This is a genomic window from Paenibacillus sp. WG02, from assembly GCF_055396115.1.
The window spans coordinates 5,639,138-5,665,723 of record NZ_AP036016.1; the positions used below are offsets into that span (position 1 = coordinate 5,639,138).

24 protein-coding genes are annotated in these 26,586 nt (G+C 44.7%); 4 read left to right on the top strand and 20 right to left on the bottom strand.

From position 1 onward, the window contains the following. Positions 1-135 precede the first annotated feature (135 nt). From ACBP55_RS25695 to ACBP55_RS25735, 9 genes are all read right to left on the bottom strand, one after another. The gene (locus ACBP55_RS25695) at positions 136-1,659 is read right to left on the bottom strand and encodes a response regulator (RefSeq protein ID WP_464645715.1); all 1,524 of its coding nucleotides are present in this window, start codon (positions 1,657-1,659) and stop codon (positions 136-138) included. Further along, the gene (locus tag ACBP55_RS25700) at positions 1,649-3,472 is read right to left on the bottom strand and encodes a sensor histidine kinase (protein WP_464645716.1); all 1,824 of its coding nucleotides are present in this window, start codon (positions 3,470-3,472) and stop codon (positions 1,649-1,651) included. The genes ACBP55_RS25695 and ACBP55_RS25700 overlap by 11 nt, the downstream gene beginning before the upstream one ends. 564 nt (positions 3,473-4,036) lie before the next feature. Beyond that, positions 4,037-4,948 carry an N-acetylmuramic acid 6-phosphate etherase gene (gene murQ, locus ACBP55_RS25705; RefSeq protein WP_464645717.1) on the bottom strand — a complete coding sequence of 304 codons (912 nt, stop codon included), beginning with the start codon at positions 4,946-4,948 and terminating at the stop codon, positions 4,037-4,039. A gap of 39 nt (positions 4,949-4,987) precedes the next feature. Further along, on the bottom strand, positions 4,988-6,007 hold the full coding sequence (locus tag ACBP55_RS25710) for an N-acetylglucosamine kinase (protein ID WP_464645718.1): 1,020 nt from the start codon (positions 6,005-6,007) through the stop codon (positions 4,988-4,990). 1 nt (position 6,008) lies between these two features. Beyond that, entirely contained in the window at positions 6,009-6,833 is an 825-nt protein-coding gene (locus ACBP55_RS25715) for a carbohydrate ABC transporter permease (protein WP_464645719.1), read from the bottom strand. Between the two features lie 10 nt (positions 6,834-6,843). Then, positions 6,844-7,773, bottom strand: coding sequence for a carbohydrate ABC transporter permease (locus ACBP55_RS25720; protein WP_464645720.1), 930 nt, complete (start codon positions 7,771-7,773; stop codon positions 6,844-6,846). 28 nt (positions 7,774-7,801) lie between these two features. Beyond that, positions 7,802-9,106, bottom strand: coding sequence for an ABC transporter substrate-binding protein (locus tag ACBP55_RS25725; RefSeq protein ID WP_464645721.1), 1,305 nt, complete (start codon positions 9,104-9,106; stop codon positions 7,802-7,804). A 41-nt stretch (positions 9,107-9,147) separates the two neighbouring features. Further along, the gene (locus ACBP55_RS25730; protein WP_464645722.1) at positions 9,148-10,170 is read right to left on the bottom strand and encodes a serine hydrolase domain-containing protein; all 1,023 of its coding nucleotides are present in this window, start codon (positions 10,168-10,170) and stop codon (positions 9,148-9,150) included. Beyond that, positions 10,163-11,020 carry a MurR/RpiR family transcriptional regulator gene (locus ACBP55_RS25735; RefSeq protein ID WP_464645723.1) on the bottom strand — a complete coding sequence of 286 codons (858 nt, stop codon included), beginning with the start codon at positions 11,018-11,020 and terminating at the stop codon, positions 10,163-10,165. The genes ACBP55_RS25730 and ACBP55_RS25735 overlap by 8 nt, the downstream gene beginning before the upstream one ends. 282 nt (positions 11,021-11,302) lie before the next feature. Here ACBP55_RS25735 and ACBP55_RS25740 point away from each other — a divergent pair, with 282 nt between their 5' ends. Genes ACBP55_RS25740 through ACBP55_RS25755 form a run of 4 tightly spaced genes read left to right on the top strand, consistent with a single transcriptional unit; the run spans position 11,303 to position 15,321 of the window. Then, the gene (locus ACBP55_RS25740) at positions 11,303-12,748 is read left to right on the top strand and encodes a spore germination protein (protein WP_464645724.1); all 1,446 of its coding nucleotides are present in this window, start codon (positions 11,303-11,305) and stop codon (positions 12,746-12,748) included. Between the two features lie 54 nt (positions 12,749-12,802). Next, the gene (locus tag ACBP55_RS25745; protein WP_464645725.1) at positions 12,803-13,960 is read left to right on the top strand and encodes a Ger(x)C family spore germination protein; all 1,158 of its coding nucleotides are present in this window, start codon (positions 12,803-12,805) and stop codon (positions 13,958-13,960) included. Beyond that, a complete protein-coding gene (locus ACBP55_RS25750; RefSeq protein ID WP_464645726.1) occupies positions 13,961-14,206 on the top strand; it encodes a hypothetical protein in 246 nt (81 codons plus the stop codon). Further along, complete coding sequence (locus ACBP55_RS25755; RefSeq protein ID WP_464645727.1) at positions 14,206-15,321, top strand: GerAB/ArcD/ProY family transporter; 1,116 nt, start codon at positions 14,206-14,208, stop codon at positions 15,319-15,321. The genes ACBP55_RS25750 and ACBP55_RS25755 overlap by 1 nt, the downstream gene beginning before the upstream one ends. Before the next feature lie 50 nt (positions 15,322-15,371). Here the strand turns inward: ACBP55_RS25755 and ACBP55_RS25760 are convergent, their stop codons facing one another. The 11 genes from ACBP55_RS25760 to hutI all read right to left on the bottom strand — a co-directional run bounded on the left by ACBP55_RS25760 (position 15,372) and on the right by hutI (position 26,520). Continuing rightward, positions 15,372-16,739 (bottom strand): sensor histidine kinase, encoded by a 1,368-nt coding sequence (locus tag ACBP55_RS25760; RefSeq protein WP_464645728.1) that lies wholly within the window; start codon positions 16,737-16,739, stop codon positions 15,372-15,374. After that, positions 16,736-17,434, bottom strand: coding sequence for a response regulator transcription factor (locus ACBP55_RS25765; RefSeq protein WP_464645729.1), 699 nt, complete (start codon positions 17,432-17,434; stop codon positions 16,736-16,738). Before ACBP55_RS25765 ends, ACBP55_RS25760 begins: the two co-directional genes overlap by 4 nt. Positions 17,435-17,544: 110 nt before the next feature. Beyond that, complete coding sequence (locus ACBP55_RS25770) at positions 17,545-18,078, bottom strand: hypothetical protein (protein WP_464645730.1); 534 nt, start codon at positions 18,076-18,078, stop codon at positions 17,545-17,547. A 1-nt stretch (position 18,079) separates the two neighbouring features. Further along, positions 18,080-18,835 (bottom strand): ABC transporter permease, encoded by a 756-nt coding sequence (locus ACBP55_RS25775; protein WP_464645731.1) that lies wholly within the window; start codon positions 18,833-18,835, stop codon positions 18,080-18,082. Positions 18,836-18,856: 21 nt separating this feature from the next. Continuing rightward, positions 18,857-19,600, bottom strand: coding sequence for an ABC transporter ATP-binding protein (locus ACBP55_RS25780; RefSeq protein ID WP_464645732.1), 744 nt, complete (start codon positions 19,598-19,600; stop codon positions 18,857-18,859). Between the two features lie 139 nt (positions 19,601-19,739). Then, positions 19,740-20,507, bottom strand: a complete 768-nt coding sequence (locus ACBP55_RS25785; RefSeq protein WP_464645733.1) for a YheC/YheD family protein — start codon at positions 20,505-20,507, stop codon at positions 19,740-19,742. Between the two features lie 226 nt (positions 20,508-20,733). Continuing rightward, positions 20,734-21,867: an N-methyl-L-tryptophan oxidase gene (gene solA / locus ACBP55_RS25790; RefSeq protein ID WP_464645734.1), complete on the bottom strand. Its 1,134-nt coding sequence runs from the start codon at positions 21,865-21,867 to the stop codon at positions 20,734-20,736. Positions 21,868-21,892: 25 nt separating this feature from the next. Next, a complete protein-coding gene (locus tag ACBP55_RS25795; protein WP_464645735.1) occupies positions 21,893-22,516 on the bottom strand; it encodes a HutD/Ves family protein in 624 nt (207 codons plus the stop codon). An 86-nt stretch (positions 22,517-22,602) separates the two neighbouring features. After that, positions 22,603-23,886, bottom strand: coding sequence for an NAD(P)-dependent malic enzyme (locus ACBP55_RS25800; RefSeq protein ID WP_464645736.1), 1,284 nt, complete (start codon positions 23,884-23,886; stop codon positions 22,603-22,605). A 39-nt stretch (positions 23,887-23,925) separates the two neighbouring features. Next, the gene (locus ACBP55_RS25805) at positions 23,926-25,206 is read right to left on the bottom strand and encodes a Glu/Leu/Phe/Val family dehydrogenase (protein ID WP_464645737.1); all 1,281 of its coding nucleotides are present in this window, start codon (positions 25,204-25,206) and stop codon (positions 23,926-23,928) included. Between the two features lie 30 nt (positions 25,207-25,236). Next, on the bottom strand, positions 25,237-26,520 hold the full coding sequence (gene hutI / locus ACBP55_RS25810; protein WP_464645738.1) for an imidazolonepropionase: 1,284 nt from the start codon (positions 26,518-26,520) through the stop codon (positions 25,237-25,239). Positions 26,521-26,586: the final 66 nt, after the last annotated feature.

Below are 26,586 nucleotides of genomic sequence, written 5' to 3' on the forward strand. Positions count from 1 at the left end.
CGTTGGGCTACCTTTACAGTACCGCATGAAAGCAGTTACAAATAGACGATAAACTAAATGAACCCTGTCTAAAGTTAAGAAAAAAGCAGCAATTTATCCTTTCCGGCAAAAAAAAGGACTGCTCCTCAGTTTTCCCTAGAGCAATCCTCTGTAATCCGTTGGGGAGATTCCCACATACTTTTTAAATTGTTTATAAAAGTAACCCAATTCTGAGTAGCCCACCTCATTGGCAATAACATGAACTTTTGAATGCGTGGTCTTGAGCAATTCTTTCGCTTTTTCGATTCGGTACCGATTAATATACTCCGTAAAAGTCTCGTTGATTTCCTTATGAAACAATTGTCCCAAGTAAACGGGGTGAATATGATAGTGCGCCCCCAGCATTTTGAGCGATAGCTCTTCCGCATAAGACTGATGGATATATTTTAATACCTGCTGCACAATGGGACTTCGGACGTCTGAAATTAAGAAACCAATTGTCGTATCGGCAATCTCAAGGATGGCTACTTCCAGCTCCTCCAGCGTTACCGCGCTCCTGATTTGGTGAAAAGCATGATTATAGGCATCCAGTTCCTCGGTGTGGCGAATCGCTTTAATCTCCAGCTTAAAATGAATGATCATCTCAAATGCAATATTCTGAAAATCGTGCGGTGTTATTCCCGGAAGGGCTTGAATTCGTTTGAAATCATTTTGAATTTGCTCCCGCAATTTATCTTGATCTTTGGCAATAATTAGTTTCGCGTAGACTGGCCAGTCAATAATGGAGAAATCGATCTTTCGATTGTCTTGATTCATCGCAAGCTCCGTATAATCAATCATGTTCAGTTCCGGGTATACCCAGAAATACTCCTGCGCTTTCTTCGCGGCCGCATAGCTTTGTCCTGGCTGCTCTGGCAAAAGCTCTACACTGCCGATTGATATGCGGAGAGGACGATCCTGAAGATCAGTCTGAAACTGCTGAAGCAATGCGGTCAAATCCGCTCTGCCGCGGTCGGCATCATCCATAGCTGCAAGCAGGACGATATCGCCATCCATATCGAAGAATGAGGTGATCCAATCGTAGGCTTGCACCTGCTCAGAGATAAATTCGAAAACCGCAGCTGCATCGGATGCTGCTCGGATTACAGAGGCTAACATATAAGCACGATCGAGGTTCATACCAAGAAGGTCCGCGCGTTCGTCAAATTCCAAAGGCGCAATCTGATTAGTTAACCAACGATGCAGCGTGTTATCTTTCAATATTTGTTTGCTGTAGGCCTGAACCTGCTGATTCTCTTCCAACGTATTCAGCTTCTCGACCGTATTGTGAAGCGTTGCCTTGAGCTCTTGGATATTGATTGGCTTAAGCAGGTAATTTTCGATGCCGAGCATCATGCCTTCTTTTAAATAGCTAAACTCATCGAAACCGCTAAGCACGATGACTTTCAAATCTGGATGAACGGTTCGGGCATGCCGAATCAGCTCCAAACCTGTCATCACCGGCATGGAAATATCCGTCAACAAAATATCCACCGATGTTTCCTGCATGGCATCCAAAGCCTTCTGCCCATTGCTGGCATGTCCGACAATTTCCAACCCCGCTTCGGCCCAATCGATAATGTCATACAACCCTTCAATAATGAAAGGCTCGTCGTCCACAAGAAAAACCCTAAACATCATAGCCCTCTCTTCCGTCGTCCATAGGCAGCCATATATCAACTACCGTTCCTTTGCCTGGTTCACTACCTAATTTCAATCCATACTTGCTGCCGTAGAGCAGCTTGAGGCGTTGATTGATGCTCCGCAGGCCGAAGGATTCCCCTTCGGTTTCCTCCGCTTGTAAAAAGGATTCCAGCTCGCTCAAACGCTCAGGTGTTATGCCGTTTCCGTTATCCTCCACTTGCACATGAAGGAACTCTTCCACTTGTTTCACACGGATATGAAGCTCATTATCGGTGCTTTCACTTCGCAAGCCATGAACGATGTAATTCTCAATCACGGGCTGCAGCGACATTTTCATAATGCGTGTAGATGCCAGCTTCCGATCCCATTCGATCGAATAGGTGAACTTATCCTTATAGCGAATTTGGAACAGCTCGAGATATAAGCGGCAAGCTTCAAGCTCATCCTTTAGCGTGTAAATCTTTTTCTGTTGTACTAGGCTCCGGAATAACGCCGACAAGCTGTAAATCATTTCGCCAACGTCATGAGCCCCATGAGAGATTGCCCGCATCCGAATGACTTCGAGTGTATTGTATAAAAAATGAGGATTGACGCGAGCTTGCAGTGCCGTTAACTCGGTATGCTTTTGCTTAATATCCGCCTTATACACCCTATCGATATATTGATTCAACTCTTCGATCATCTCATTGAAGCTACGCGAAATTTGTCCCAGCTCGTCCTCTCGCACATCCGGAATCCGTGCATTCAGATCGCCTTGTTTGACTTTCCGTGTAAAACGAATGATCTGGTTGGTACGTTTAGAGACATTCATCACGACCAAAGAAGGAATCAGAATGGCGAAAAAGATACATATCGCACTAATCATAAAGATCGTGCTCCCGATCCGCCTTGAGGTTGCATCAAGTTCATTCTTCGGAATGATCCCGACGACAATAAAGTCTCCTTTACTCTGCGTCAGCTTCGTCACATATCCGTTTTGATTCGAGCCGCTATTCTCGTACAACGAACTAACCTGATCCATGAAAGGATAGGGCTTGCCGTAATACTGATCCGAAGAATCAAACAGGACGCCTCCATCCGGTGATAGAACAAGAATCGTCCCCTTTAACTCTTCCTTATCATTGAGCAAAACCTTCCAAATGCCATCCGAGCTGAAGTATACGATCTGTTGCCCTATATTTTTCAAGGATTGCTTGTCGTTAATCGGCGTTCTAATCGAGTATAGATGGTTATCCCATTGACCTGCGGCTTCACGGACCCAAATATTCGGTAAGGTAACGCTTTTGCTATCAAGCGCCATGACTTCAGGTATGTAGGAATGGGCTGCATTCGTGGGAACGATCTTCAATTGCCGGTTACGATCCAGCACATATAAGGTCATCTGATCCACGCTGTACAGCATCAGACTGCGAATATCTTCGTCGTCTTCCACCCGATTTTTAAAATATTGCAGGCCGGCATTCCACGTGCTGTTGCCGCCTAAATTGTATTGCTCCAGACCATGCTGCACATACTCTTGGAAGGGGTGCGTCAGCATGAAAGAGATGCCCGCGGCAAGCGAGCTATCCCGATATAAGCCGAACACGATAGACTGTGCTGAATCATATTTCCCTCCCAAATAATTGTTCACATTCGTCATAGCCTTCTTCTGTATATCGAGCTGTCGATTGATCGCCGCTTGAGACATCGAATGATACATGAAATAAGAAAACGAAATAATCGTAATGACGGTTATCAATGAGAACAAGAGCAGCAGTTTCATAAACAAATTATTTTTCAAGTAATTTCGGTACATCTTGCGGAACCCCATCCTGCCATCAACTCCTGCTGTTAATCGGGTACATTATAGCATATCAGAGATCGCACATGAATTCGCATCATTTATGCGTTAACATCCCAAACAACGATAGCCTCCTCAAGTATGAGGAAACATCCGCTAACTTGCCTGCTCTCAGTAGCTGAGAAGTCCTTTTTTGACGGCTCGCGCCACTTTCGCTGCATTCGAACCTCGGAGACGGCCTTTTCTGCCTTCTCAGGATGCAAAACCCGCTAACTCGCCTGCTCTCAGCAGCTGAGAAGTCCATTTCTGACGTCTCGCACCTCCTTCGCTGCTTTCGAGCCTCCGAGACAGCCTTTTCTGCCTTCTCAGGATGCAAAACCCGCTAACTCGCCTGCTCTCAGCAGCTGAGAGGTCTTTTTCTAACGTCTCGCACCTCCTTCGCTGCTTTCGAGCCTCGGAGACGGCCTTTTCTGCCTTCTCAGGACGCAATACCCGCAAATATCCACAGATCAGCGTCTTTCATAATTTCCTTAATTACTTACACAAAATAAAAATGCCTAAACTGATTACGATCAGTCCAGGCATTACTTAAAATTATTGAGCTTGTTCAAGCTGCTTTACAGCGTTACCGAAGTGGTCATTTACTTGAACAAGCGCATCCAAAGCCTTCTCACGGCTTACGTTGAACATCAGCATCAGTATGGCGACTCTGGCATCGCCCTTTGCTTCCATTCCGACACGGCGGGCCGTTTCTTCATCTGTGCCAGTCGCCTCTTGAATAATCCGCACAGTACGATCCCTGAGCTTCTTATTCGTCGCCTGGACGTTTACCATCAGATTACCATAAACCTTGCCCATCTGAATCATCACGGTCGTGGAGATCATGTTGAGAACCATTTTTTGCGCCGTTCCTGCTTTTAACCTTGTGGACCCCGTAATAATCTCAGGCCCGACAGGCACCTCGATCGGATATTTCACAACTGCGCTGAGCTGTGTATCCCGATTACAGCTTATGCCGATCGTCAATAACCCCAGCCTATTAGCCTCTCGTATAGCGCCAATTACATAGGGTGCGGTTCCGCTTGCTGTAATGCCGACGACAACATCGCCTGCTCGTGCAACCTCTGCTATCGCACGTACACCAGCTTCTTCATCATCTTCAGCGTTTTCTACAGCTGCACGAATGGCTATTTCTCCTCCAGCAATAATGCCGTTCACTAGTTCTGGTTCTACACCGAACGTAGGCGGGCATTCGGATGCATCTAGAACACCGAGACGGCCGCTGGTTCCAGCTCCAATATAGAAAAGACGGCCGCCGCGGGTCATGGCTTCGACCACCGCTTCAGCTGCATCAGAGATTTGCGGTAAAGCTCCGTTAACGGAGACTGCTACCGTTTGGTCTTCTTCATTCATCAGCGTCACGATCTCCCGAGCAGTAAGTCGGTCAAGGTGACTTGACTTTGCATTTCTCTGCTCGGTAACCGTTTGATTCACTTGTTGTACCACGTTACCTTGCCTCCTTTTTATCGATACGTTGCTTTGCGTCTATTTAAGGAAGACAAATCCTGCTATCCGTTGTTTCATGACTTCCGTTAATTCGATTCCCTGTTCCTGCAAAGCAAGAAGATAGGCTCCAATGACAGGCGGCCGTTCAAGCAGTCGGACATCGAACATGCCGGACTGTATTAACGGTGTCTGCATAAAGCGATTTTCGAACATGCGATCTGAAAATAAGCCGCCCGTTATCACAAGAGGGGTTTTATTCTCAGTTAAATGTTGGCTGTCGCTTACCTCAATTGGCTGTTGTTTATCCATGGAGGTTATGACGGTCTTGACGAGTTCTTCCAGCTCCTGAATCGCTTCTTCCACGAGCTTAACAGCAATCGGATCCCCATCGGCCGCAGCCTGCATGACGAGCTTGGAGCCATCCGCAATCGCGGTCCGTACATTATCCTGACCATAAATGGTGTTGATCAATTGCCCTGGGTGCTGCAAAGACCAACGTTCGAGAACTAACCCCGTTAAAGCAGTAGGCTCTCCTCGGCCGTCATGCGCTCGCATAACTGCTACTAAGGCTTTCCTCCCAAGATCAAACCCGCTTCCTTCATCACCGAGTAAATAACCCCAGCCTCCGACTCTTACAAATCCGCCCGTCGCCGGATCGAATCCATAGGCGATCGAGCCAGTGCCTGAAATGAGTGCTATCCCCTTCTGTCCCCAAGTACCGGCGGCCAAAGCGGTCACTGCATCATTGTGCACCGTGATCGGAACACCTTCCGGCAATTCGGTTTGCAGCCAGTCACTGATCCGTTTCCTATCTTCGGGACGATCACTCCCTGCAAGCCCAAGGAAGATCCCACCTAACTGGGACATGTCCGTACCTGATTGGTCTAATACCTCCCGGATGAGTGTGAGCAGAACTCGCTGAACCTCCTCCCAAGGACGGGACTTTACGCTGCTGGATTCACCGCGGCTTTCAGCCAAAATGTTGCCTTCCGCATTGCCGAGAATGCATACCGTTTTGGTCCCTCCGCCGTCAATGCCAATATATCTAGTTTCAGCCATATTATTTCACCGCTCCTGCCGTCATGCCTTCCATAAACTGTTTCGATGCTAGGAAAAACATCACAATCATTGGCACGGATGCCAACGTGAGCCCGGCAAATAGCATACTTAAATCCGTAGAGTATTGTCCGAATAGTGAGAGCATGCCAACCGGTATTGTCTTTTTCATATCGTCTTGGATAAAAATCAGCGGGAAGAAGAAATCGTTCCACGCCATAATAAAGTTCATAATCATGACCGTCCCCAGCGCTGGGCGAATAAGCGGCAGCAAAACGTGCCACATAACACCGAAATCCGAAGAACCATCAATGCGCGCTGCTTCTTCAAGCTCTTTCGGCAGCGTTCTAAAAAAGCCAGTTAAGATCAAGACAGCGAGCGGCATTCCGATCGCCGTATACACACTGACAAGCGACCAAATGCTATTCAGCAGGGCTAGCTTCTTCATCAATAGGAACAGCGGAACGATCCCAAGCTTAATAGGAATCATCATGCCTAAGAGAAAAAAGAAGAACAGCGCACCATTCCATCGGAATGGATATCTGGCGATATAAAATGATGCCAATACGCCAAACAGCAAAATCAAGACGACGGAAACGACACTGACCACGACACTGTTCCAAAAATAAGTTCCGAACGGAATTTGATGGATTAGCTTGCTATATGCCGTAAACGATATAGAAGTCGGGAGCGACATCGGGTTTTTCAAGATCTGGATATTTGTTTTGAAAGAGGAGGTCAGCATCAGAAAGATCGGATACAAACTGACCAGTGCACCCACGTACGCCGCAGCGTATTGGAGCCCCCGAACGGATTTGTTTGTTTTCATGGCTGCCTCCTTAATGCTGAGCCGATTGGTTCCTAGTGAAGTACAGGAACAATGCGGATATGGTCGCGATAATGAAAAATAGGACTACTGCCAATGCCGAACCCAGACCTAATGCGACTGAATCGCCGCCAGACGAGCCGCCAAACGCAATCCGATAAAAGAATACAGCAAGCGTGTCGGTGGAGTTGTACGGTTCTCCTTGCGAACCTTCCATGGCGTAGATGAGTTCGAACGCTTCGAAAGCATGAATAAAGGTAAACACAGTAATGATGATCAATGACTGACTCATCATCGGCAGGATGATGGAACGGATCAAGCGGAAACCTTTTACTCCGTCCAGTCTCGCCGCTTCAATGACTTCTGCCGAAATAGCGTGCAAACCTGCGAGAAATATCAACATAGAGAAACCGACGCCAAACCAGCTGTTGACGATTGTTATGGATGTTAACGCATAAGCCGGGTCCCCGAGCCAAGGCTTAGCCCACGAAATAAGACCGATCTTTTTGAGCAGCACGTTGACAATACCGTTGTTCGGATTCAACATGAGTTTCCACAAAAAGCCTACGACGATGACAGAAAGCAGCCTCGGTAAAAAGTAAGCCATTTTCAGAAAGTTCGAACCCTTAAGTTTGCTGTAAACCAGATAGGCAAGAATGAACGCAATCACGTTCTGAACAGCCATTTCAACAGCAAAATAATAAAGATTATGACCAAATGCATTCCAAAACAAGTGGTTAAACGGTTCTTTCGTAAACAGGCTTACAAAGTTGCCCAGCCCAACAAACTCCCCGCGGGTGTGACCTTTCCAGTCATAAAAACTGTAACCGAAAGCCGAAAGGATCGGATAGATCACGAAGAGAATGTAAACTGCGAGGGCAGGAACCGGGAACAGATGAACTGCTCCCTTTTTCCACCAAGGCGATTTTGCAAAGTTATTCATGTGCCCCCACCCCTCTGTATAAACTCATTTATTTCTTAGGCTTGAACCATGTATCTGCGCTCTTCTGAACTTCTTCCGCCACTTGCTCAGGAGTCAATTTGTTTAAATACATCCCTTGAATGGAGTTTTCTAACGTAGATTTAGTTGTAGGGTTGCCTGCATTGAAATAGACAACGGATGCGTAAGGTGTAGAAATCGTATCTGCATTCTTAGCAATTTTGGCTACAAGCGGATCTTTCGCAGCCACACCTGGGATTGTGCTTGGTTTTTGCAGTTCATTTACAGCTAATGCACCGAACTCTTTCGTTGTCAAAAACTCCATAAATTTCAGAGCTTCCGCCTTATGAGCAGATTTCGCATTTACGGAGAAAGATCCGTCTACCCAAGTTGTAACCGTTGCTTTGCCATCGGCTTTCATCGACGGAACTGGGAACACATCCATTTGCAGATCTGGATTCGTTTTCTTCATTACGGCATATTCCCAATCGCCCATGACCATCATGGCTGCTTGCTCGGAAACAAACATGTTTCTCATGTCGTCCATACCGATCCCTACATAGTTATCTGGGAAGTACGGTGTCAAATCTTTGAGCATTTTAATCGAACTTACATATTCAGGGCTTTTGAAATTCGCTTCGCCAGAAAGTATCTTCTTAATGAAATCTGTCCCGTAAACGGAAGGTGCAAGTGTACCTTGAGTCAGGGAAAGAATCCAACCTTCCTTAGAGCCGAAAGCAAACGGAGTCACTTTATTTTTCTTCAAAGTTTCCGCCGTTTTCAACAGCTCATCCCACGTTTTAGGCTCTGTAAGATTATATTTTTGGAAGATTTTCTTGTTGTAAAATACTTGTGTCGAACTGAATACAGTCGGTACACCGTATACTTTACCATCTGATCCTGTAGCGGCCAGCAACGTATCTTTCGAGAAAACGTCCATTCCTTTGAGGCTTGTCAGCGGCTCTAAGTAACCGGCATCTGCCAACGCAGCACCTGCAGCATAAGGGCGAAGATGAATAATATCAGGGCCATTTCCACTTTGCAGACCTGTGTTTAGGGCTGTGTTATATTCCGTATTTTTAATCGGCTTGAAATCAATATCAATGTTCGGGTTGGTTTTCTTAAATTCAGCAATGATTTTAGCGTAAGCATCCGCATCTTCGGTACGCCAGCTGCCCATTGTCAACTTTACTTTTTCCTGAGGTGCTGCCGATGGCGCTGTACTAGCTCCACCCGGGGTTGTGCTAGGAGTTGCGGTATTGTTGCTGCTGCAAGCGACAAGCATGGAAGAAGCAGCGACCATAGTTAATAATGCCCCACTGAATAAACGTTTCATTTTGAAAGCCTCCCTTTAATGTTTACTTATCTATTTTAACCTCATGATTGATATGAGGACAAAACCGCTTCATGTAAAATTGGACGCAGCTCCCGGATCTTGTTGTTTCGACCCAAATGAACAACATTGGTAAGAAAAACGACACTGATGCCCTGTTCGGGCGCAACCCATAAGCTCGTTCCGGTAAATCCTGTATGACCGAAACTACCGGTAGGCCAGCTTTCTCCGCAGCTAGGAACGTCAGCTGATTCATGCTTGACTTCCCAGCCAAATCCGCGGCCGCGTACTGGAGCCGCAATGGCTTCTCGCATCAGCGATGGCGGAACAATAGCCCATTGTTCCGGCTGCAACCACCATGCCGCATAGCGTGCTAGGTCGTCCGCTGTTGCGAATAATCCTGCGCTGCCGGTAACACCGCCGAGGTGAAAGCTCTTCTCATCGTGAACTTCGCCGATGATGTAAGCTCCATTTACAAGTTCGGTTGCGGCAATACGTTCTTGAAGTTCGGCGCCTGGGTTAAAAACCGTATGCCGCATCTCAAGCGGATCGAAGATATGCTGCTTAACGAATCGATCCAGCGGCTCGCCTGACACACGCTCTGCAATGATCCCAAGGAGGATCATGCCGATATCACTATACAGCTTTTCCTTACCTGGCTGAAATAAAAGCTCTTGCGCCAGAATTTCCTTGATTAAATTAGGCCGAGCTTCTTTGCGCGGAAGATAAGGCATATCCGGCGGCAGCCCGGACACATGCAACAAGAGATGACGCAGTGTGACTTGCGGATGACGAAATGCAGGCAAGTAAGTCTGTACGGAGCTGTCCAGCGAAAGCTTCCCTTTGGCTACGAGTACCAGAATAGCTGGAAGCGTAGCGGTTACCTTCGTAAGAGATGCGATGTCGAACATGGTGTTCAAACGAATCGGATGTTCCTTTGTGCCGTCGGAGAATGATCCATATGATTTTTGAAATCGTAAGCGGTTCAATACAGTAATGTCTAGAACAGCGCCGGGTAAGAGCCCATTGCGCACCCATCCTTCTACCAAGCGATCCACTTTATCCATTGCGTTTCCCCACACTGACGGCTTGTCGCGTCTTTTCCAGAGATTTGATGCTTTCCTCATAATGTCGGCCAGCGATGCCGGCGTACAAAATATCGATCACGTTCAGTTGAGAAATCCTTGAGGCCATCGCCCCGCTGCGAATACTCTTCTCTAAGGTGCTTATAAACAACTGGATATCCGCAAGCTCCGATACTGGATTAGCTCCGAACCGGGTCAGCGTAATGACAGAAGCACCGTTATTCTTAGCGACGGCAAGTGCACGAATCATGTCTTCGGTTTGGCCTGAATAGGAAATACCGAAAACAACGTCACCGGGAATTAAATTGGCAGCGATGGTTGCTTGAGCATCAAACCCGGTGCCGATTTCGCACCAGCGATTAATACGAGTTAGCTTTTGCATGAAATCCTTCGCGATAACCGCCGATGCGCCTACCCCGAAAACGCCAACTTTTCTTGCGCTGCTCAGTGAATGAATGGCCTTTTCCACACTTTCCGGAGAAAGTACCGTTAACGTATCTTGGATAGAAACAATATTGTTGTTGGAAACCGATTTAATGAGATCTACGATGGAGCCGTCGGTGCGGATTTCTTGGTACGATTCTGCAGGCAGCGACGATTGGGATAAATCACCCGCGATCCTCAGCTTCAACTCTTGAAATCCTTTACAGTGAAGGGAGCGTGAAAGCCTTACAATCGTTGCTTCACTTACGTCAGCAAACTCTGCCAGCTTCTGCACGGAAAGGCTTACCACCTGTTCCGGATGCTCCAATATATATTGTGCTGCCCTGCGCTCCATCGGCTTTAAGCTCCCAATAGCCGCTTCTATACTTATTAATCCACCTTTTAACATGGGAGCCACCCTCCATGGTTTCATGTGTAGCTTTGAACTTGCATACCCTTATTATAGATTTTTATTTCATTTTGTCTATACATTTCTGAAATTTTATTTCAAAATCGCATTAGGTTTACATCATGATTCATCCAAATATTTTCAATCCAAAAAAGACCAAGTCCTCACCGATTGGGAGCTTGATCTTTTTTTGTGCATAATCCTAGTGAGAAAAGCGAATAATTCCTTTATTATGAAATGTTTCCGATTTGACCTAAGAACATTCACTGAGGGGATTGGAAAATGGAACTAAGACAGGAATCCATCAGTACTTCCGTTTCCCAAAATCTTGCGAAAATTCAACAATATTTTAGTCAAAATGACTATCTAGTTGTCAGAAACATCACCAAAAATGACGGTCAATTGTTAGCGTCTATTATTTACATGAATATCCTTGTTGATGAAACGATTTTAAATCAACAAATCATCCGTAAAATGTCAGAAGATCTTCTATATTTGAAGGGACAAGCGGATGAGGCGATTACAAGTTCCTTATACTCTCTAGGCGCAGTTAGACTTTTGCCGCATTTGGATGCGGTCGTAAGTACGATTACGGATGCAGGCTTCGTTATTTTTGTTGAAGGTCGCTCCGAGTCATACGGAATGATGCTGCCCGGATATGAGACTCGCGCGATAGAAGAACCAAAGCTCGAACCCAACGTACGAGGTCCGCGAGAGGGGTTCACCGAAGATTTGCAAACGAATTTGGGTATGGTTTATAGAAGACTGAAGACGTCAGAATTGAAATCGAAATCCTATATTATTGGACGACGAAGTCAAACAAAAGTGTCCATCTTGTATCTCGATACTCAGGTTGATCATGTCGTTCTAGAAAAATTGATGAGTAAACTCGATGCTATAGACTTGAATGTTCTGGGAGATAGCGCCCAAATCGAGGAATGGATTCAAGACAATACGTTTTCGCCTTTCCCACAAATTCTAAATACGGAACGCCCCGACCGGATTGTTACGGCCTTGAACAGAGGGAAAATCGCGATCATAACGGACGGGACTCCGATAGCTTTAATTGCCCCAAGCTCTTTTTTCGAGATGATGCATCCCAGCGAAGATCTTTACGAAAGGTTTTATTTTGCTAACTTTTTGCGCTTAATACGGTTGATTACGCTGTTCACTTCCCTTTTTGGGCCTTCTTTATATATCGCACTGACGACCTGCCATCTGGAAATGATCCCTACGCCGCTAATGATGGCCTTCCTTTCTGCCAAAGCGGGGATCCCCTTTCCGAGTTTTATTGAAGCTTTCATCATGGAGGTGGCTTTCGAAGTGCTGCGTGAAGCCAGCCTTCGTCTGCCTCGCGCTGTCGGCCAATCTGTCAGTATCGTAGGTGCCCTCATCATCGGAGAAGCAGCGGTACAATCGGGAATCGTTTCCCGTCCGGTTGTGATCGTGGTTGCAATGACAGGAATCGCCTCCTTTACAATTCCGTCTTTTAGTACTGCAATTGCATTACGAATGTTACGTTTTCCTCTTATGCTTCTTGCAGCTTCTACCGGTGTCTTTGGGCTATCTTTGGGATTGTTCGCAATCCTTTTACATCTGTGTTCTTTACGATTCTGTGGAGTCCCGTTCCTCGAACCGGTTGATTCTGAAAGCTTAAAAAATACATTTAAGAAATTCATCCTCCTTCCTGCCCGATATCGAAGTTCCTCATCGTATAAGAAGAAATAAGATAGACGGCAATGGTGAAGGGGAAATTTATTTTTGGAATTGAAGGCGAGGGGTATGAAGAACGTTAAATGGTTCCTGGCTGTGTGTTCAATCTTGTCATTATTAGTTGGCTGTTCACCTGATATTAAGGAAATCAGCGATATTGATTTAGTTCTGGCAACTGGTATTGATTATGACAAGGAAAGTAATAAATATGTATTTACGATCTATTGTGTTTTACCCGCATCGACAAGTACGGAGAAAACAGGTAAACTCACGGAGTTGGTGGATAGTGCAGTTGGAGATTCGATATTGGACGCTGCAAGAAACTTGCGTAACCGAGTTGGTAAATCCTTGGTATGGCAGCATAATAAATTCTTTATTGTAGGTGAAGCTGCAGCACGTCATTCCCTCTATGATGTCGTAGATTTCCTAACAAGGAACCGTCAAATCCGCATAACAAGCCAGCTCCTTGTTAGTGAGGGAAAAGCGGAGGATTTACTGAAAAGAAAGTCCAATATTAGCGAACTAACTTCGAATGTGCTGCTAGGGATCGTCCGAAATGAAAAAGAGTGGGGCAAGAGCTACAGTCTGATGATACATAAAGTGGCAGACCACTACACAAATCCATACAGGGGCTTTGTTTTAGGCAGAATAATTTCGTCACCAAAGTCTGTTACCTCTCGATCATCGCTGCTTTTAAATGGCGGAGCTGTTATTAACAATGGGAAATTCGTTGACTGGCTGGATGGAGATGATGTGAGGGTTGTCCATTGGTTATCAGAGAAAAGTAAATGGAACAACTATGAATTTACAGAAACATTGGAATACAAATCCACGAAAGTGACCTATTTTCTTCAAATCTCAAAAAGAGAAATTCACAGCGTTTACGTCAATGGCAAACCAAAATTAGATGTCCAGTTGAATTTCAAAGCAACTTTGGGTGAAATGAATCAACATCTTGCACTGAGCGATCCGGATATATTGGCTCAATTGGAAGAAATCACCTCCAAGCATTTGGAGAAAATCATTCGTCATAGCTTAAAACATTTTCAACAAGATCTGAAAGTAGACCTTATTGGAATCTCTGACTATTTTGTCCGGAATCATCCAAATGAATGGAAAAATTTAAAAAATGATTGGGTTCATGTATATCCGACAATGTCCATTCCTGTTCATGTCGATGTCAAAATTGAAAAATTGGGCATGACCCAAATCATAGGTGACCAGTAAATGCTTCTTAATAACGTGCTCATCTTACTAGCTATTTGTTTGGGGCTCAAGGGATCTATACGGGTATGGAAACATCAGGCCAAAACGGATGCCATCGTTCTCTTGTTGTTTTATGGCATCGTAATTATCTATTTACATCCCTTGATGGGATCTTCCAAGCTTACCGTGGAGTCCTTATTCAAGTCTATTTATGGTCCTATCTCTGATTACATGATAGACCAATTAAAAATACAAATGGAGGATTGATGATGACCGATCCAGAAAAAATCAATCATGGTCAATTAGGATTTCTCTGTTTTAGTTTTTTGTCAGGATTCTCAACTTTGTTTTTAATCGAGGCGAAGCTGGTCAAGCAGGATGTGTGGATGTCAAATCTTCTGGCTATTGTAACTTCAATAGGGGTCTTATGGCTCTTAACCTTTGTTCAATCGCAGCATCCTCAATTAAGTATGGTGGAGGCGTTCGAAAAATTGTTGGGGAAATGGTTTTCCAAACTCGCACTAGTCATCTATCTTATCTATTTCCTTGAAACTGGTGTGTTGGCCTATCGTGCTATTTCTTGGTTCTATACGACGGCTATCATTCCAAACACTGCCCCTAACGTCTTAATTATACTCATCGTGTTGGTTAGTTCCTATTCCATTTATTTAGGTTTAGGTACTTTAGTCCGTACGGTTCAATTTATTCTTCCATTTTTCATTGTGTGTATCTGCATCGTTAGTTTGTTTATTCTGCGTGAAGTGGAGATTAATCCTTTCCTACCCATGTTACAAAGCAAACTTTCCGTAATCATTTATGGAGGGATGCTCTCTTTCGGTTTTCCATTTGGAAAAGCTGTTGTATTCGGTTTTCTTCTATCAAGGGTTAAAAACATAAAAAAAACATTCGTAAATTTAGCAGCAGCAGTAGTTTTATCAGGCATTTATTTATTAATGGCAAGTTATTTGACGTTTGGTGCGCTTGGCATACATTTAACCAAATTGTCTGCGTTTCCCTTTTTCACAGCCATTCAATTAGTTAAATTCGGAGAATATATGGAAAGGATTGAAATTCTTATCATCGCGATCTGGACTATTTTCACTTTATTTGAACTTATTGTGCTTCATTACGTTTTTTTACTCGTGATAAAACAAGTTTTCAAGATCAAAGAAACGAAACCTTTTATTATACCTACGGGCTTATTGTTCTATGCTTTTGCCCAGATTAGTTATACAAGGATGATGGATTTGGCTGCCTATGACTTTAAAATTCTTCCCTTCTCCTCACTCCTCCCAACCGTCATCATACCTGTCCTTCTAACCCTTCTAACGTTGGTAAGGAAGCGGCAGCGTTCCATGCAAGATCAGGCTAGCCCCACGTGACTTGATTTAACTATTCTGGACGCAGGGGCAGAATTTCGTCGTTACTCTCCTTATCGAAATGGGAGGAAGACAATGACCTCCGTCCCCGCGTTCTTTTCGCTTTGGATATCTATTGTACCGTTATGAAGCTTGACGATTTCATTGGCGATTGACAACCCGAGTCCAGTACCTCCAGTCTTGCGAAATCTAGAGGAGTCGATTCGATAAAATCTCTCAAATACGCGCGGGGGCTCTTCCATTTGAATGCCAATGCCATAGTCTACAACTCTAATTTCTACCCCAACAGGCTCACTATCATCAGGCTTTACTTCCGTTAGAATGATTTTTATTTCTTTCTTGCTATATTTAATTGCGTTATCAAGCAAAATAAGAAGCAATTGCTTCATTTTCGAAGGATCTGCGCGGCAAGAAATCTTATCCACTGATGTCTGAACAGTGATTTCTCTATGATAAGAATTTCGGAGTAAAGCAACCGTGCTTTTACAAAAGGAAACAAACTCCATCTCTTCTCGTTCCAACTTTTGTTCTTGTTCCAATGTTGCCAAGTCAAGCAGCTGCTGGGTTAATTGTTTCATCCTAACCGCTTCTGAATAAATATTCGCAACGGCTTCTCGCCCTTTCACCTCATCTTGCAACCCCCATCGTTGCAGCATTCGGGCATAGCCTTCGATGATCGTAAGCGGTGTTTTCAATTCATGAGATGCATCATAAACAAATTGCTGCTGCCGAAAGAAGCTGACTTGTATGCGATCCATCATACGGTTAAACGTAGACGCCATTGCATGGAGCTCATCGTTCCCACCATCACGGATAGGGATTTTATGAAAAACAAGATTTTTCTCAATATCTTCCATGGTCTTAACCATCGATGAGATCGGTCGCAAAATCCACTTGGCTAGCCATAAGCCTCCGATAACACTCATTCCTACAGCCCCAAGTGATGTCAGCATCAGGATGGAAATAAGAATGCCTATATTTTCATTCAGATAATCCAGTTTCTCCGCTATTTCCAAGGTACCTACTACCTGACCGTCCACAATGGCTGGTGTTCTCGCTACCAGTACCTTCACTTTACCAAGTTGGTAAAGCTGAGTTTCATCAGATTGGACACGTTTCGGTTCAACGGCCGTCACTTCATCGTCACTTTGAAACTGCTGCTGGACAGAACCGTTTTGATCCAATAACCGGATCATGCTATTCTCCAGAACGAAACTCTGAAGCAAGTCCATTTGCTTTCCTTGCAGTGCTTCCGTAAACTGCACTTTTTTCATTAGTGAATTAGCGCGATTGGATAAAGAATCACGTTCGTTATCCGTTGTAATTTGCATAAAGGCGAAGTAAATGGTAACGTTTACGGCTATCAAGATTCCTACAAGCCATAAAGTAGCGAGACCAGCGATCTTATGTTTGATACTCATTTTTCGCTCTCCTTTATGCAATAACCAACACCCCGATAAGTATGAATCAGCTGTTTATCAAAGGGGTAGTCCATTTTCTTCCGAACATAGCGAATGTAAACATCAACGACATTCGTTTCCCCTACAAAATCATGACCCCACACAGCTTGAATAATTTGCTCACGGTTAAGGACTTGGTTCCGATTTTGGACCAAGTAAAGAAGGAGTTCAAACTCTTTCTGTGTGAGAACAATTTGAATTCCGCCACGCTCCACTTCTCTAGTCACTGGATCTATCGTTAAGTCTTCTAAGACAAGTTCTGTATTTTCTTTCATTGGGGCTGCGTTTGTCATTCGATTTCGTAGACAAGACCTTATCCTAGCGAATACTTCTTCAATCTCAAACGGTTTGGTCATATAGTCATTTGCCCCAAGGTCCAAGCCGCTTACCTTATCTGGTGTAGCGCCTCGGGCCGTTAGTAGAATGACGCTTGTTTGTTTATCTGTCTCTCTCAGTCGGCGCAGTACCTCTAAGCCGCTTAATACGGGCAGCATGATGTCTAGAAGTATCACATCAAATCCGCCTGATAGAGCCTTATTCAATCCCTCTCTCCCGGTTGATGCACAAGCTACGGTATAGCCCTCATAGGTAAGCTCCATCTCCAATAGTCTGGCAATTTTATCTTCGTCCTCGATAATAAGGATGTTCCCCTTCATTCGTTTCCGTCCTTTCTCCCTCATTTTGTTGTGATCCATTATAGCTTCTCTCTAGGATAAGAAACAAACAGCCTATTTCAATGGCGAAATAGGCTGGGTTCCAACACTTGTCATATCGTTTTCATTCTTCTTCTGATCGTGAGAAGAATGAAGAAGCCTAGAAGTAATACCGGCTCTACGATCGATACAACTTTTACAACTATCGGATCGATTTGAGTGTTCCCCATAATCTCGATGGGTATCGCCGAACTGGAATAAATCCAAGGTTCTTTGGTACTTGTAGCCGTAACGTATAAATGATAGCGACTCGTGTACACGAACCGTATAGGCAATGATACTTCTTTGGTTTCATTGGGTGAAAGCGTCCCAATGGTTATGGGTTGATCCGCGCCATAATCTTCAAGATTTACAGTCCAATGCTTGTTAAGATCAGCCATAGTAATATAGGCCATCATGTCATCAATCTTTTGATTTGAATGGTTCGTTATTCTAGCTGTGATTTTCATCTCAACGCCTGGGAAATCTTTGACCTTATCGGGAGCAATGATCACCACTTCCACGCCCGGCTTATCGGCAGCAGAAACGGTAAGCGGCAGGCTTAAGCAAAGGAAGCAAAGTAGGAAGAAGACTGCTTTTATTCTCATTTTACTCGCCCCCCAAGAAATTAACTTTTTTGCTTGCACCTATGAATAGCAGCAGCACGATCACAAAAAAGATGTATACGGGGAGACTATCCATGACAAAAGCATTGAACCCAAGCTTGTTAACCAAGCTATCTTTCATCGCTAACATACTCGAGGATACAGGACTGCTTTTATCAACCAGATGAGCAAATCCTACTTTCTTCATTGTTGTGGATAAAAACATCGGAATGACGGCTACGACAAACATAATGATTGAAATCATCAAAGCGTTCTTCGTTGACGTTAGCCATGCCGAAATCGCAAGTGAAAGAGCTGAGAAACTCAGCACAAGGACGGACCCGTTGCAAAGAATAAATAACAACACAATGGAGAACAGATTCGTTCCAGAGGTTAAAGCGATGAGATAAGGTAAAGACAGCAAAATGAGTACGATCCAAAACAATGTCATAGCCAAAAGTTTAGACATCATAATTTTCAGTTTAGACAAAGGCGTCAAAAGTAAACTTTCGAGTGTCCCCTTTTCTTTTTCTCCGGAAATCATCGTCGATCCCAGAATGATAAGTACAAGACTATTTACACCTAACATCAGCTTCATAAAAGTCATATTAACCTCGACCTGGGCTAATAAGCTTAGCTCTTTAACGGAAATAAAGCTAAACGCCAAGACACTATACAGTACAGAAATGATGAAAAAGATAAGCAATCCCTTCCTGGAAAACAAATGTTCCCGAAGTTCTTTGCGAAATAAAGCCATCATTCGTTATTCCCCCTCCTCATCTTATTTTTTATTGGTTAGATGAAAGAATACTTCCTCTAATGTAGGGTTTTCTACCCCTATGATTTCCCGATAGCCCTGAAGTAAAGTAGATATCTCTCCTTCTTCTACCAGCTTTCCTCGGTTCACAATGGCTACCCGATTGCATATTTCAGAAATTTCTTTCAATAAATGAGAGGTGATGAAAATGGTAATTTGATGTCTCGTATTCAAATCACGAATGATGGATTGAATATCTTTTTGACCCTGAGGATCCAAACCGAGCGTCGGCTCGTCCAAAAAAATAATAGCCGGTTCATGCACAATTGCCTTGGCGATTCCAAGTCGCTGCCGCATGCCGCGGGAATACTGACCAACGGTTATGTGAGATTTATCATACAAACCCACCAATTCCAAGACCTCAGCCACACGCAGTTTTCTTTTCTCTTTCGCAATGCCATATAGTTCAGCAAATAGGGTAAGATACTCGGTACCTGTCATCCAATCGTAGTAACCATGAGACTCAGGAAGAACACCAATGTATTGTTTTATGTTAGTTACATGCTCGTGAAGATCCATGCCATTAATACGAATGTTCCCTTCACTTGGAGTGAGTAGACCTGTTAACATACGTATTGTCGTCGTTTTCCCAGCTCCGTTGGGACCGAGGAAACCATAGATATCCCCTTTTTTAACATGAAGTTGAAGTTCACTTACAGCTATAAATCCGTTATCATACCGTTTTGTTAATTTTTCAGCAAGAATCATACGAATCCCCCTCCTTTACCACTTAGCACACAGTTTATCATTGCTTAATTAGATCTCAATGAGTATTAGATAGGAATTGGATGAGAAACTTGTAAATACATATAACCCACGAAGCTCGTGGGTTTAGTTTGAAGTCTTTTTACTTTCGTATTATTTTCCCTGCACGCAAAGATTTTAAATAGGAATTTCTTAGAACCTTAATCTTTCTATACATGGTTTTATCACTGAGTTTCTCAAATAGGCCATGGGATGGATAATCAAAATTAACTTCAATGATCCATATCTTGCGATGCTGATCGACTGCAAAATCAATACCTATCTGAGAAGAATACTTGTAGTGGTTGAATCGATTACAAATGCGATAGCTTATACGAACTAGTTCTTGAATCATTTTTTGCTGCTCATTCTTGGACAATTGAAGTGCTGCGGATAAAGCATTTCCAATGGGAGTGGCATATCCTCCTCCTCGATTCACATTGGTAATAACGCTGGATTGTCCCGCTACTTTGGCTAACATCCCGGCATACTGCCAGTCATTTTGTGGGTTGCGCATCATCATGACCCTGATATCAAAAGGTCTATCTTTGAGTTTGGCTAAATCAATTGTTTTTTGGATGATATAGAGACCATTTGATGATTGTTTGCGAACAGCATTATAGGTGGCTTCGAGCGTTCTAAAGGTCTTGACGGTCCCTTTCACTTTGACTAATCGATATTGCCCATTCGTGAACCAAGTTTTGATGATACCTTTACCCATGTGGGACATATTCGGTTTGATGTACACCGAGTGATATCGCCTCATGAAGTGAACAAAAGAATTCCGATTCAATACGGACGTCGGGGGCAAATACGAACGGATATGACGATCCTTTGAAAAAAATAAATGTAGACCTAACTTTCCAGGCATTCAATCCCCGCCTTCATTAGAATACTTTATTTTTTCACAAAAAAAAGGCCACCTAAATGGGTAGGTGGTAGAGAGAGGAATCATGAGTTTGACATTGTTATATATATGTTGATTGCGAGAATTTGGTTAATTAATAAATGACAAGCCCGTCCAAGGGGTTGTTATCCCGCTATTGCACAAAAAAAATGAGCCATCGCTAGCACAAAACTAGCGAGGACTCATCCTTTTAATTGAAGCGGTTCATTGAAAATAACGAAATGTCATGCTCACTTCTGCCTGTTGTAATAAGCTGGCATAAGATTTCGCCGACTACACTGCTGAATTTAAACCCGTGCCCGGAAAATCCAGCTGCAAAGGCGATATGCGGAAACTCTGGATGTGAATCTATAATGAAGTTCTCATCGGGAGTAAGGGTGTACGTGCAGGTTTTTCCTTTGCGCAGCTTCGTATTGGCAAGAGGCATAAACCGACTTAAAAACATTCTTAAGTCTTCTTCATCCTCCTGCAGTGCCCCAAACTCGGAAATAGCTTCATCCGGATGTATCCGAAGTCCCCCATCATGACGTCCTACCTTAAGACCAGCTCCCCCCATGCTGGGAAAACCGTAATAATGCCCCAAGGAGGTTTCAAACGTAAACGCCGGAAACCGTTCCTCTCCGAATAAAAAATCATCGGCTTCAAACCAGGCAAACGTCTTTCTTTTGGTAACAAGCGGTGGATGGATATTCATAAGAGGAAGCAGCTTAGAAGACCATGCCCCCGCTGTAATGATTAAGGCGCGTCCTTTATATCTTTCATCGACTGTTCGGACCGTCACCCCGGCTGAATCAATAGTCAACTCCTGTACGGAGGTATTCGTTAAGATGTTAACTTGATGACGCTCCAATAGCTCCCGATAAGCACGAATACATTCCTCGCTTTTAAGCACACCTGAATCCGATTCGAAACAGCCCACATAACCCTCTGGGAGCGAAATCCCAGGCCATCGTGTATGAATTTTACTGGAATCCACGGTTTGCAGTGGAAGTGAATAGGCTTCGGAACTTGCAACTACTTGTTGGATAAAGGTTGAATCATGAGTCCCTACATTCAGCACACCGGTTTGGTAGAAAAGTTTTCTTCCCGACTCTCGTTCCAGATCGAACCAAAGCTTTTGGGCTCTGAGGGCTAACGGGACATAGCTCGTCCCTTCGCCATAGGCATGCCGGATGATGCGGGTATCGCCATGATGTGCCCCCCGATCGTGCGGAGGGTTGAATGCATCCAACAGCAAAACGCTTTTCCCTTCAAGGGTCAAATAATAGCCAGCAGCCATTCCCATCGAACCGGCACCAACAATAATTACGTCATAGTTCATCATTTCATCACTTCCCCGGAAAAAAGTTTCAACTTACAATACTAGCTCGAATGACATATGCTGAAGATTCATTGCAAAAATGGCTTATTTTAATAGTAACCTTATCCAATGAAGCTCTCCATGATAACACGCAGAAATCGCCTTTCTCTAACCATAAAGACTGATCTTCGTTAATTCTAACGTTTACTCGGCCCTCGGTACAATAAAAAGCTTCTGTCACTAATGAAAATCCCACATTTTCCGTGTGACATTCGATCTCATGAGAAGTTCCATCTTTGATCAACAAAGCTTCTAATTCTCCCCGGCATCCCGCCGCTGTGATGAGATTGAAGTCTGTCACCTTCCCCATACTTTGGGTGACCGTTCCTCCGCTGAAGCTATCCTGCTCGTAGGGCTTTAACCCTACCTGATGTGATCCTTCATATTCTAGAATCACTTCTCCTTCTATAACCATAAGCTTTCTCCAAAAGTCAGGAAGGCAGGTAAACAATGACTGCTCATCTTGAATGCGGGCCGTGCTGATTCTCCATAAAAAATTTCGTTTATTATACTCCGCGTGTTCAGGAAATATGGCTAGCTGCGTTGTCGTTCCACCTGACCAAGCGGACGTTATTTGCATATGCTTTTTAATGACTTTGATCGAATACGACATGTAAGCATCTCCTTGAATTTATTCCCTAAACGAATGGAAAAAAGGACCTGGAAATACCAAGTCCCGTATACTCGTCTTAACAATGCCTAATCTTCCTTTGTCATGTCAGCGTACCAAGAAAAATACGAACCAACCGCATCGTTTTTGCGGATCAGTTTCTTTGTTCGATCCTTAACCTCTTCCGCATTGATGATTAAACGTGCGCTCCCCGTATCCATGGCTGCTTGAGCAACGGCAGCAGCCACATTCGGCGCAATCATCGGATCAAACGGATGAGGAATAACATAGTCTCGATTTAACTTATCTGCTGGAACCAAACCGGCAATCGCGTAAACAGCAGCTAGTTTCATTGCCTCATTAATCTCTCTAGCACGTACATCTAGGACGCCTCGAAAAATTCCAGGAAACGCCAACACATTGTTGATTTGGTTTGGAAAATCGGATCGACCCGTGCCAACGATTGCTGCGCCTGCAGCTTTCGCTTCCTCCGGCATAATCTCCGGTACTGGATTCGCCAATGCAAATATGATGGAATCACGATTCATGGTGCTTACCATTTCTTTCGAAAGCGCGCCAGCCGCAGAAACGCCAATGAAAACATCAGCTCCTCTCACCGCATCGGCGAGCTTACCTGTTAGATGATCTTTATTCGTCATCCGTGCTATTTCCAGCTTGAATGGATTCATGCCTTCTTGTCTGTGTTCATGGATAATGCCCTTCGTATCGCATACGATGATATCCTTAGCACCCATATGGCCTAGAAGCTTCATGGCCGCTATGCCAGCTGCGCCTGCCCCATTAATAACCACACGAATTTGGTCCATCGTTTTGTCGACTAATTGGAGAGCATTGATTAATCCAGCCGCAATGACAATAGCCGTACCATGCTGGTCATCATGGAAAACAGGAATATCACATTCCTTTTTCAACCTCTCTTCAATTTCAAAACAATCCGGGGCGGCGATATCTTCTAAATTAATCCCGCCGAACGAAGGAGAAAGCTGCTTAACCGTCTCAATCACATTCTCTTTATCCAACGCATCTAAACAGATCGGAATCGCATCTACCCCGGCGAATACTTTGAAAAGTAAAGCCTTTCCTTCCATCACCGGCATAGCTGCATGCGGACCGATATTTCCCAAACCGAGCACAGCCGTTCCATTGGTCACGACGGCAACCAGGTTTCCTTTCATCGTATACTCGTATACTTTATCTTCTTCAATAAAAATCTCCTTACAAGGCTCTGCAACTCCCGGTGAGTAGGCAAGGCTCAAATCACGGACAGTGCCTACCGGAACCTTGGCAAGAATCTCCAGCTTTCCGGTATACTTTTTATGCATGTGAAGAGCATCTTCACGTAAATTGTTCATGATTCATCACCTTCCAAGGCATTTTGATCAGAGCATACATTAGATCCATCCGCGCCATTTTATCGCTTCGACCATTCGCTTTAAACCAACGATATAGGCCGCTAATCTCATATCTATTTGCTTCTGCAAGGATAACTGATAGACGTTATTAAACGATTTTTTCAATATTTGTTGCAGCTTTTCATTCACTTCTTCTTCATTCCAATAATATCCTTGATTGTTTTGGACCCATTCAAAGTAAGATACGATGACCCCGCCCGAGCTGGCAAGCACGTCTGGAACGATTAAAACGCCTTTGTCCGTCAAAATTTCAGTTGCTTTCAAAGTCGTCGGTCCGTTGGCCGCTTCGACCAAAATCTTTGCCTTAATGTCAGCCGCATTGTCTTCAGTGATCTGGTTTTCAATCGCAGCCGGTACTAAAATATCACAGTCTTGGATTAACAGCTCTTGGTTCGAAATCGTATTCGGGAACAAATTCGTCACCGTTCCGAAAGAATCCCTTCGATCTAATAAATACTGCACGTCCAAGCCTTCAGGATCATAAAGAGCCCCTTGAGCATCCGAAATGCCTACTACTTTGGCTCCAGCCTCGTGAAGGAACTGAGCAAGAAAGCTGCCTGCATTGCCAAAGCCTTGGATAATGACGCGCGCACCCTTAATCGGAATCCCAGCGACTTGAGCCGCTTCTCTAAGCAACAGCACTACGCCCATGGCGGTGGACGATTCTCTTCCAATCGATCCGCCTAAAACGAGCGGCTTGCCGGTAATAAAACCTGGCGAATCGAATTCCCGAATTCGGCTGTATTCATCCATCATCCACGCCATGATTTGTGAATTCGTGAATACGTCCGGCGCCGGAATATCCTTGGTCGGTCCGACAAGCTGGCTGATTGCCCGTACGTAACCACGGCTTAACCGCTCCAGCTCTCCGAAGGACAGCGTACGCGGATCGCACTGGATCCCGCCTTTGCCTCCGCCATAAGGCAGATCGGCAATGCCGCATTTGATGGTCATCCACATGGAAAGAGCCTTCACTTCGTCTTCGGTGACCCCGGGATGGAAGCGAATGCCCCCCTTGGTCGGTCCGACTGCATCATTATGCTGCGCACGGTACCCTGTGAACACCTTTACCGAACCGTCGTCCATTTTCACAGGAATGCGAACAGTTAGCAATCGAAGCGGTTCCTTTAGCAATTCGTATAGGGATTCCGCGCATCCCATTTTATCGAGAGCAGCTTGGATAACAAGCTGCGTTCTGTTCAATACATTCAAGCTTTCCGCCTGCATAGGCTTTTCTTTTACTTCCGTCGGAGCTTCCATGATGATCCCCCTTGAGATTTAGTACACCTTTTAATGAATCCGATTGCCGTCCGAGACGACCATTTTTCCTTGCTTGAATACGGAATGAACATGGTTGATCCCGAAGTGATATGGCAGATAGGCCAAGTTATCCGCATTGAAAATAACCAAATCTGCCTGTTTGCCCGCTTCCAAACTGCCTATGGTATCTGCTTTTCCGATCGCGTGAGCCGCATTGATCGTCACGGCAGTCAGCACTTCCTCCGGCGACATCCCTAAATTCAGACAGCCCAGCGTCATGACGAGCTGTATAGATTCCGTTGGCGAGCTTCCCGGATTATAATCCGTAGATAAAGCAACGGGGAGTCCTATTTCAATCATCCTACGCGCACGGGCGTGATGCTTCAGCCTTAAATTAAAGGAAGTAGCCGGCAGACAGACAGCAATGACGCCCGCCCGTTGCATCGCTTCTAGTCCTTCATCTGAAGCGGCAAGCAAATGCTCGGCAGAGATGCAGCCGAGTTTACCGGCTAGCTGCGCGCCGCCCATCGGCTCGATTTCGTCCGCATGGATTTTCAGACCGAAGCCCATCGCTTTTGCGGCCAACAGGATTTGCTCCGATTCTTCTACGGAGAATACGCCGTGCTCACAGAACACATCACAAAATTCAGCAAGTCCCTGACGCTTCACTTCGGGGAGCATTTCTTCAATGAGCAGCTGAACGAATTCTTGTGACCGGCCCTTATATTCTTCCGGCACCATATGAGCACCCATGAACGTAGACACCAGATCTACCGGATGTTCCTGATTGAGTTTGCGGGTGACCCGGAGCTGCTTAAGCTCATCTTCCAGCGTTAAACCATAACCGCTCTTGGCTTCTGCTGTGGTAACCCCATAAGAAAGCATCGTATCCAAGCTTTTTTTAGCCTTTACGTACAGCTCATCTTCCGAAGCCTGACGGGTTGAACGGACTGTACTGAGAATACCGCCTCCTTGAGCTAAAATTTCTAAATAAGAAGCGCCTTTCAGCTTTAAGGCTAATTCATTCTCGCGAGAGCCGCCGTGAACCAAATGCGTATGAGGGTCGATAAGTCCAGGAGTAACAAGCTTACCCTCAGCATCATGCTTATGACTTATCGGCCGTTCACCGATTTGTGCCAAAACTTCTTCTTCCGTTCCTACTGCAACAATGATACCGTCTGTGATTGCCACAGCTCCTCTTCGAACTGCTGCAACCTCTGACATTTCATCGCCTCGGCGCGGCTCCTGAGTTCCTTGCATGGTGATCAGTGTGCCAATATTATGGATCAGCAGGTCAATCCGATTGTTCTCCATCGTTTCTCCCCCTCGAAATACAGCAAGCCCGATCGGGCTTGCTGCGAGTTATCTTTATTCTTTAGT

What these genes read in the sequence shown, in the direction of transcription:
- ACBP55_RS25715 (WP_464645719.1), bottom strand. Translation starts at nt 6,833, where the DNA reads ATGAAAACAAACAAATCCGTTCGGGGGCTCCAATACGCTGCGGCGTAC.
- ACBP55_RS25750 (WP_464645726.1), top strand. Translation starts at nt 13,961, where the DNA reads ATGCTTCTTAATAACGTGCTCATCTTACTAGCTATTTGTTTGGGGCTC.
- ACBP55_RS25700 (WP_464645716.1), bottom strand. Translation starts at nt 3,472, where the DNA reads ATGGGGTTCCGCAAGATGTACCGAAATTACTTGAAAAATAATTTGTTT.
- ACBP55_RS25770 (WP_464645730.1), bottom strand. Translation starts at nt 18,078, where the DNA reads ATGAGAATAAAAGCAGTCTTCTTCCTACTTTGCTTCCTTTGCTTAAGC.
- ACBP55_RS25735 (WP_464645723.1), bottom strand. Translation starts at nt 11,020, where the DNA reads ATGTTAAAAGGTGGATTAATAAGTATAGAAGCGGCTATTGGGAGCTTA.
- ACBP55_RS25760 (WP_464645728.1), bottom strand. Translation starts at nt 16,739, where the DNA reads ATGAGTATCAAACATAAGATCGCTGGTCTCGCTACTTTATGGCTTGTA.
- ACBP55_RS25755 (WP_464645727.1), top strand. Translation starts at nt 14,206, where the DNA reads ATGATGACCGATCCAGAAAAAATCAATCATGGTCAATTAGGATTTCTC.
- ACBP55_RS25740 (WP_464645724.1), top strand. Translation starts at nt 11,303, where the DNA reads ATGGAACTAAGACAGGAATCCATCAGTACTTCCGTTTCCCAAAATCTT.
- solA (WP_464645734.1), bottom strand. Translation starts at nt 21,867, where the DNA reads ATGATGAACTATGACGTAATTATTGTTGGTGCCGGTTCGATGGGAATG.
- ACBP55_RS25805 (WP_464645737.1), bottom strand. Translation starts at nt 25,206, where the DNA reads ATGGAAGCTCCGACGGAAGTAAAAGAAAAGCCTATGCAGGCGGAAAGC.
- ACBP55_RS25785 (WP_464645733.1), bottom strand. Translation starts at nt 20,507, where the DNA reads ATGCCTGGAAAGTTAGGTCTACATTTATTTTTTTCAAAGGATCGTCAT.
- ACBP55_RS25730 (WP_464645722.1), bottom strand. Translation starts at nt 10,170, where the DNA reads ATGGATAAAGTGGATCGCTTGGTAGAAGGATGGGTGCGCAATGGGCTC.
- ACBP55_RS25800 (WP_464645736.1), bottom strand. Translation starts at nt 23,886, where the DNA reads ATGAACAATTTACGTGAAGATGCTCTTCACATGCATAAAAAGTATACC.
- ACBP55_RS25720 (WP_464645720.1), bottom strand. Translation starts at nt 7,773, where the DNA reads ATGAATAACTTTGCAAAATCGCCTTGGTGGAAAAAGGGAGCAGTTCAT.
- ACBP55_RS25710 (WP_464645718.1), bottom strand. Translation starts at nt 6,007, where the DNA reads ATGGCTGAAACTAGATATATTGGCATTGACGGCGGAGGGACCAAAACG.
- ACBP55_RS25795 (WP_464645735.1), bottom strand. Translation starts at nt 22,516, where the DNA reads ATGTCGTATTCGATCAAAGTCATTAAAAAGCATATGCAAATAACGTCC.
- hutI (WP_464645738.1), bottom strand. Translation starts at nt 26,520, where the DNA reads ATGGAGAACAATCGGATTGACCTGCTGATCCATAATATTGGCACACTG.
- ACBP55_RS25780 (WP_464645732.1), bottom strand. Translation starts at nt 19,600, where the DNA reads ATGATTCTTGCTGAAAAATTAACAAAACGGTATGATAACGGATTTATA.
- ACBP55_RS25745 (WP_464645725.1), top strand. Translation starts at nt 12,803, where the DNA reads ATGAAGAACGTTAAATGGTTCCTGGCTGTGTGTTCAATCTTGTCATTA.
- ACBP55_RS25775 (WP_464645731.1), bottom strand. Translation starts at nt 18,835, where the DNA reads ATGATGGCTTTATTTCGCAAAGAACTTCGGGAACATTTGTTTTCCAGG.
- ACBP55_RS25725 (WP_464645721.1), bottom strand. Translation starts at nt 9,106, where the DNA reads ATGAAACGTTTATTCAGTGGGGCATTATTAACTATGGTCGCTGCTTCT.
- ACBP55_RS25765 (WP_464645729.1), bottom strand. Translation starts at nt 17,434, where the DNA reads ATGAAGGGGAACATCCTTATTATCGAGGACGAAGATAAAATTGCCAGA.
- ACBP55_RS25695 (WP_464645715.1), bottom strand. Translation starts at nt 1,659, where the DNA reads ATGATGTTTAGGGTTTTTCTTGTGGACGACGAGCCTTTCATTATTGAA.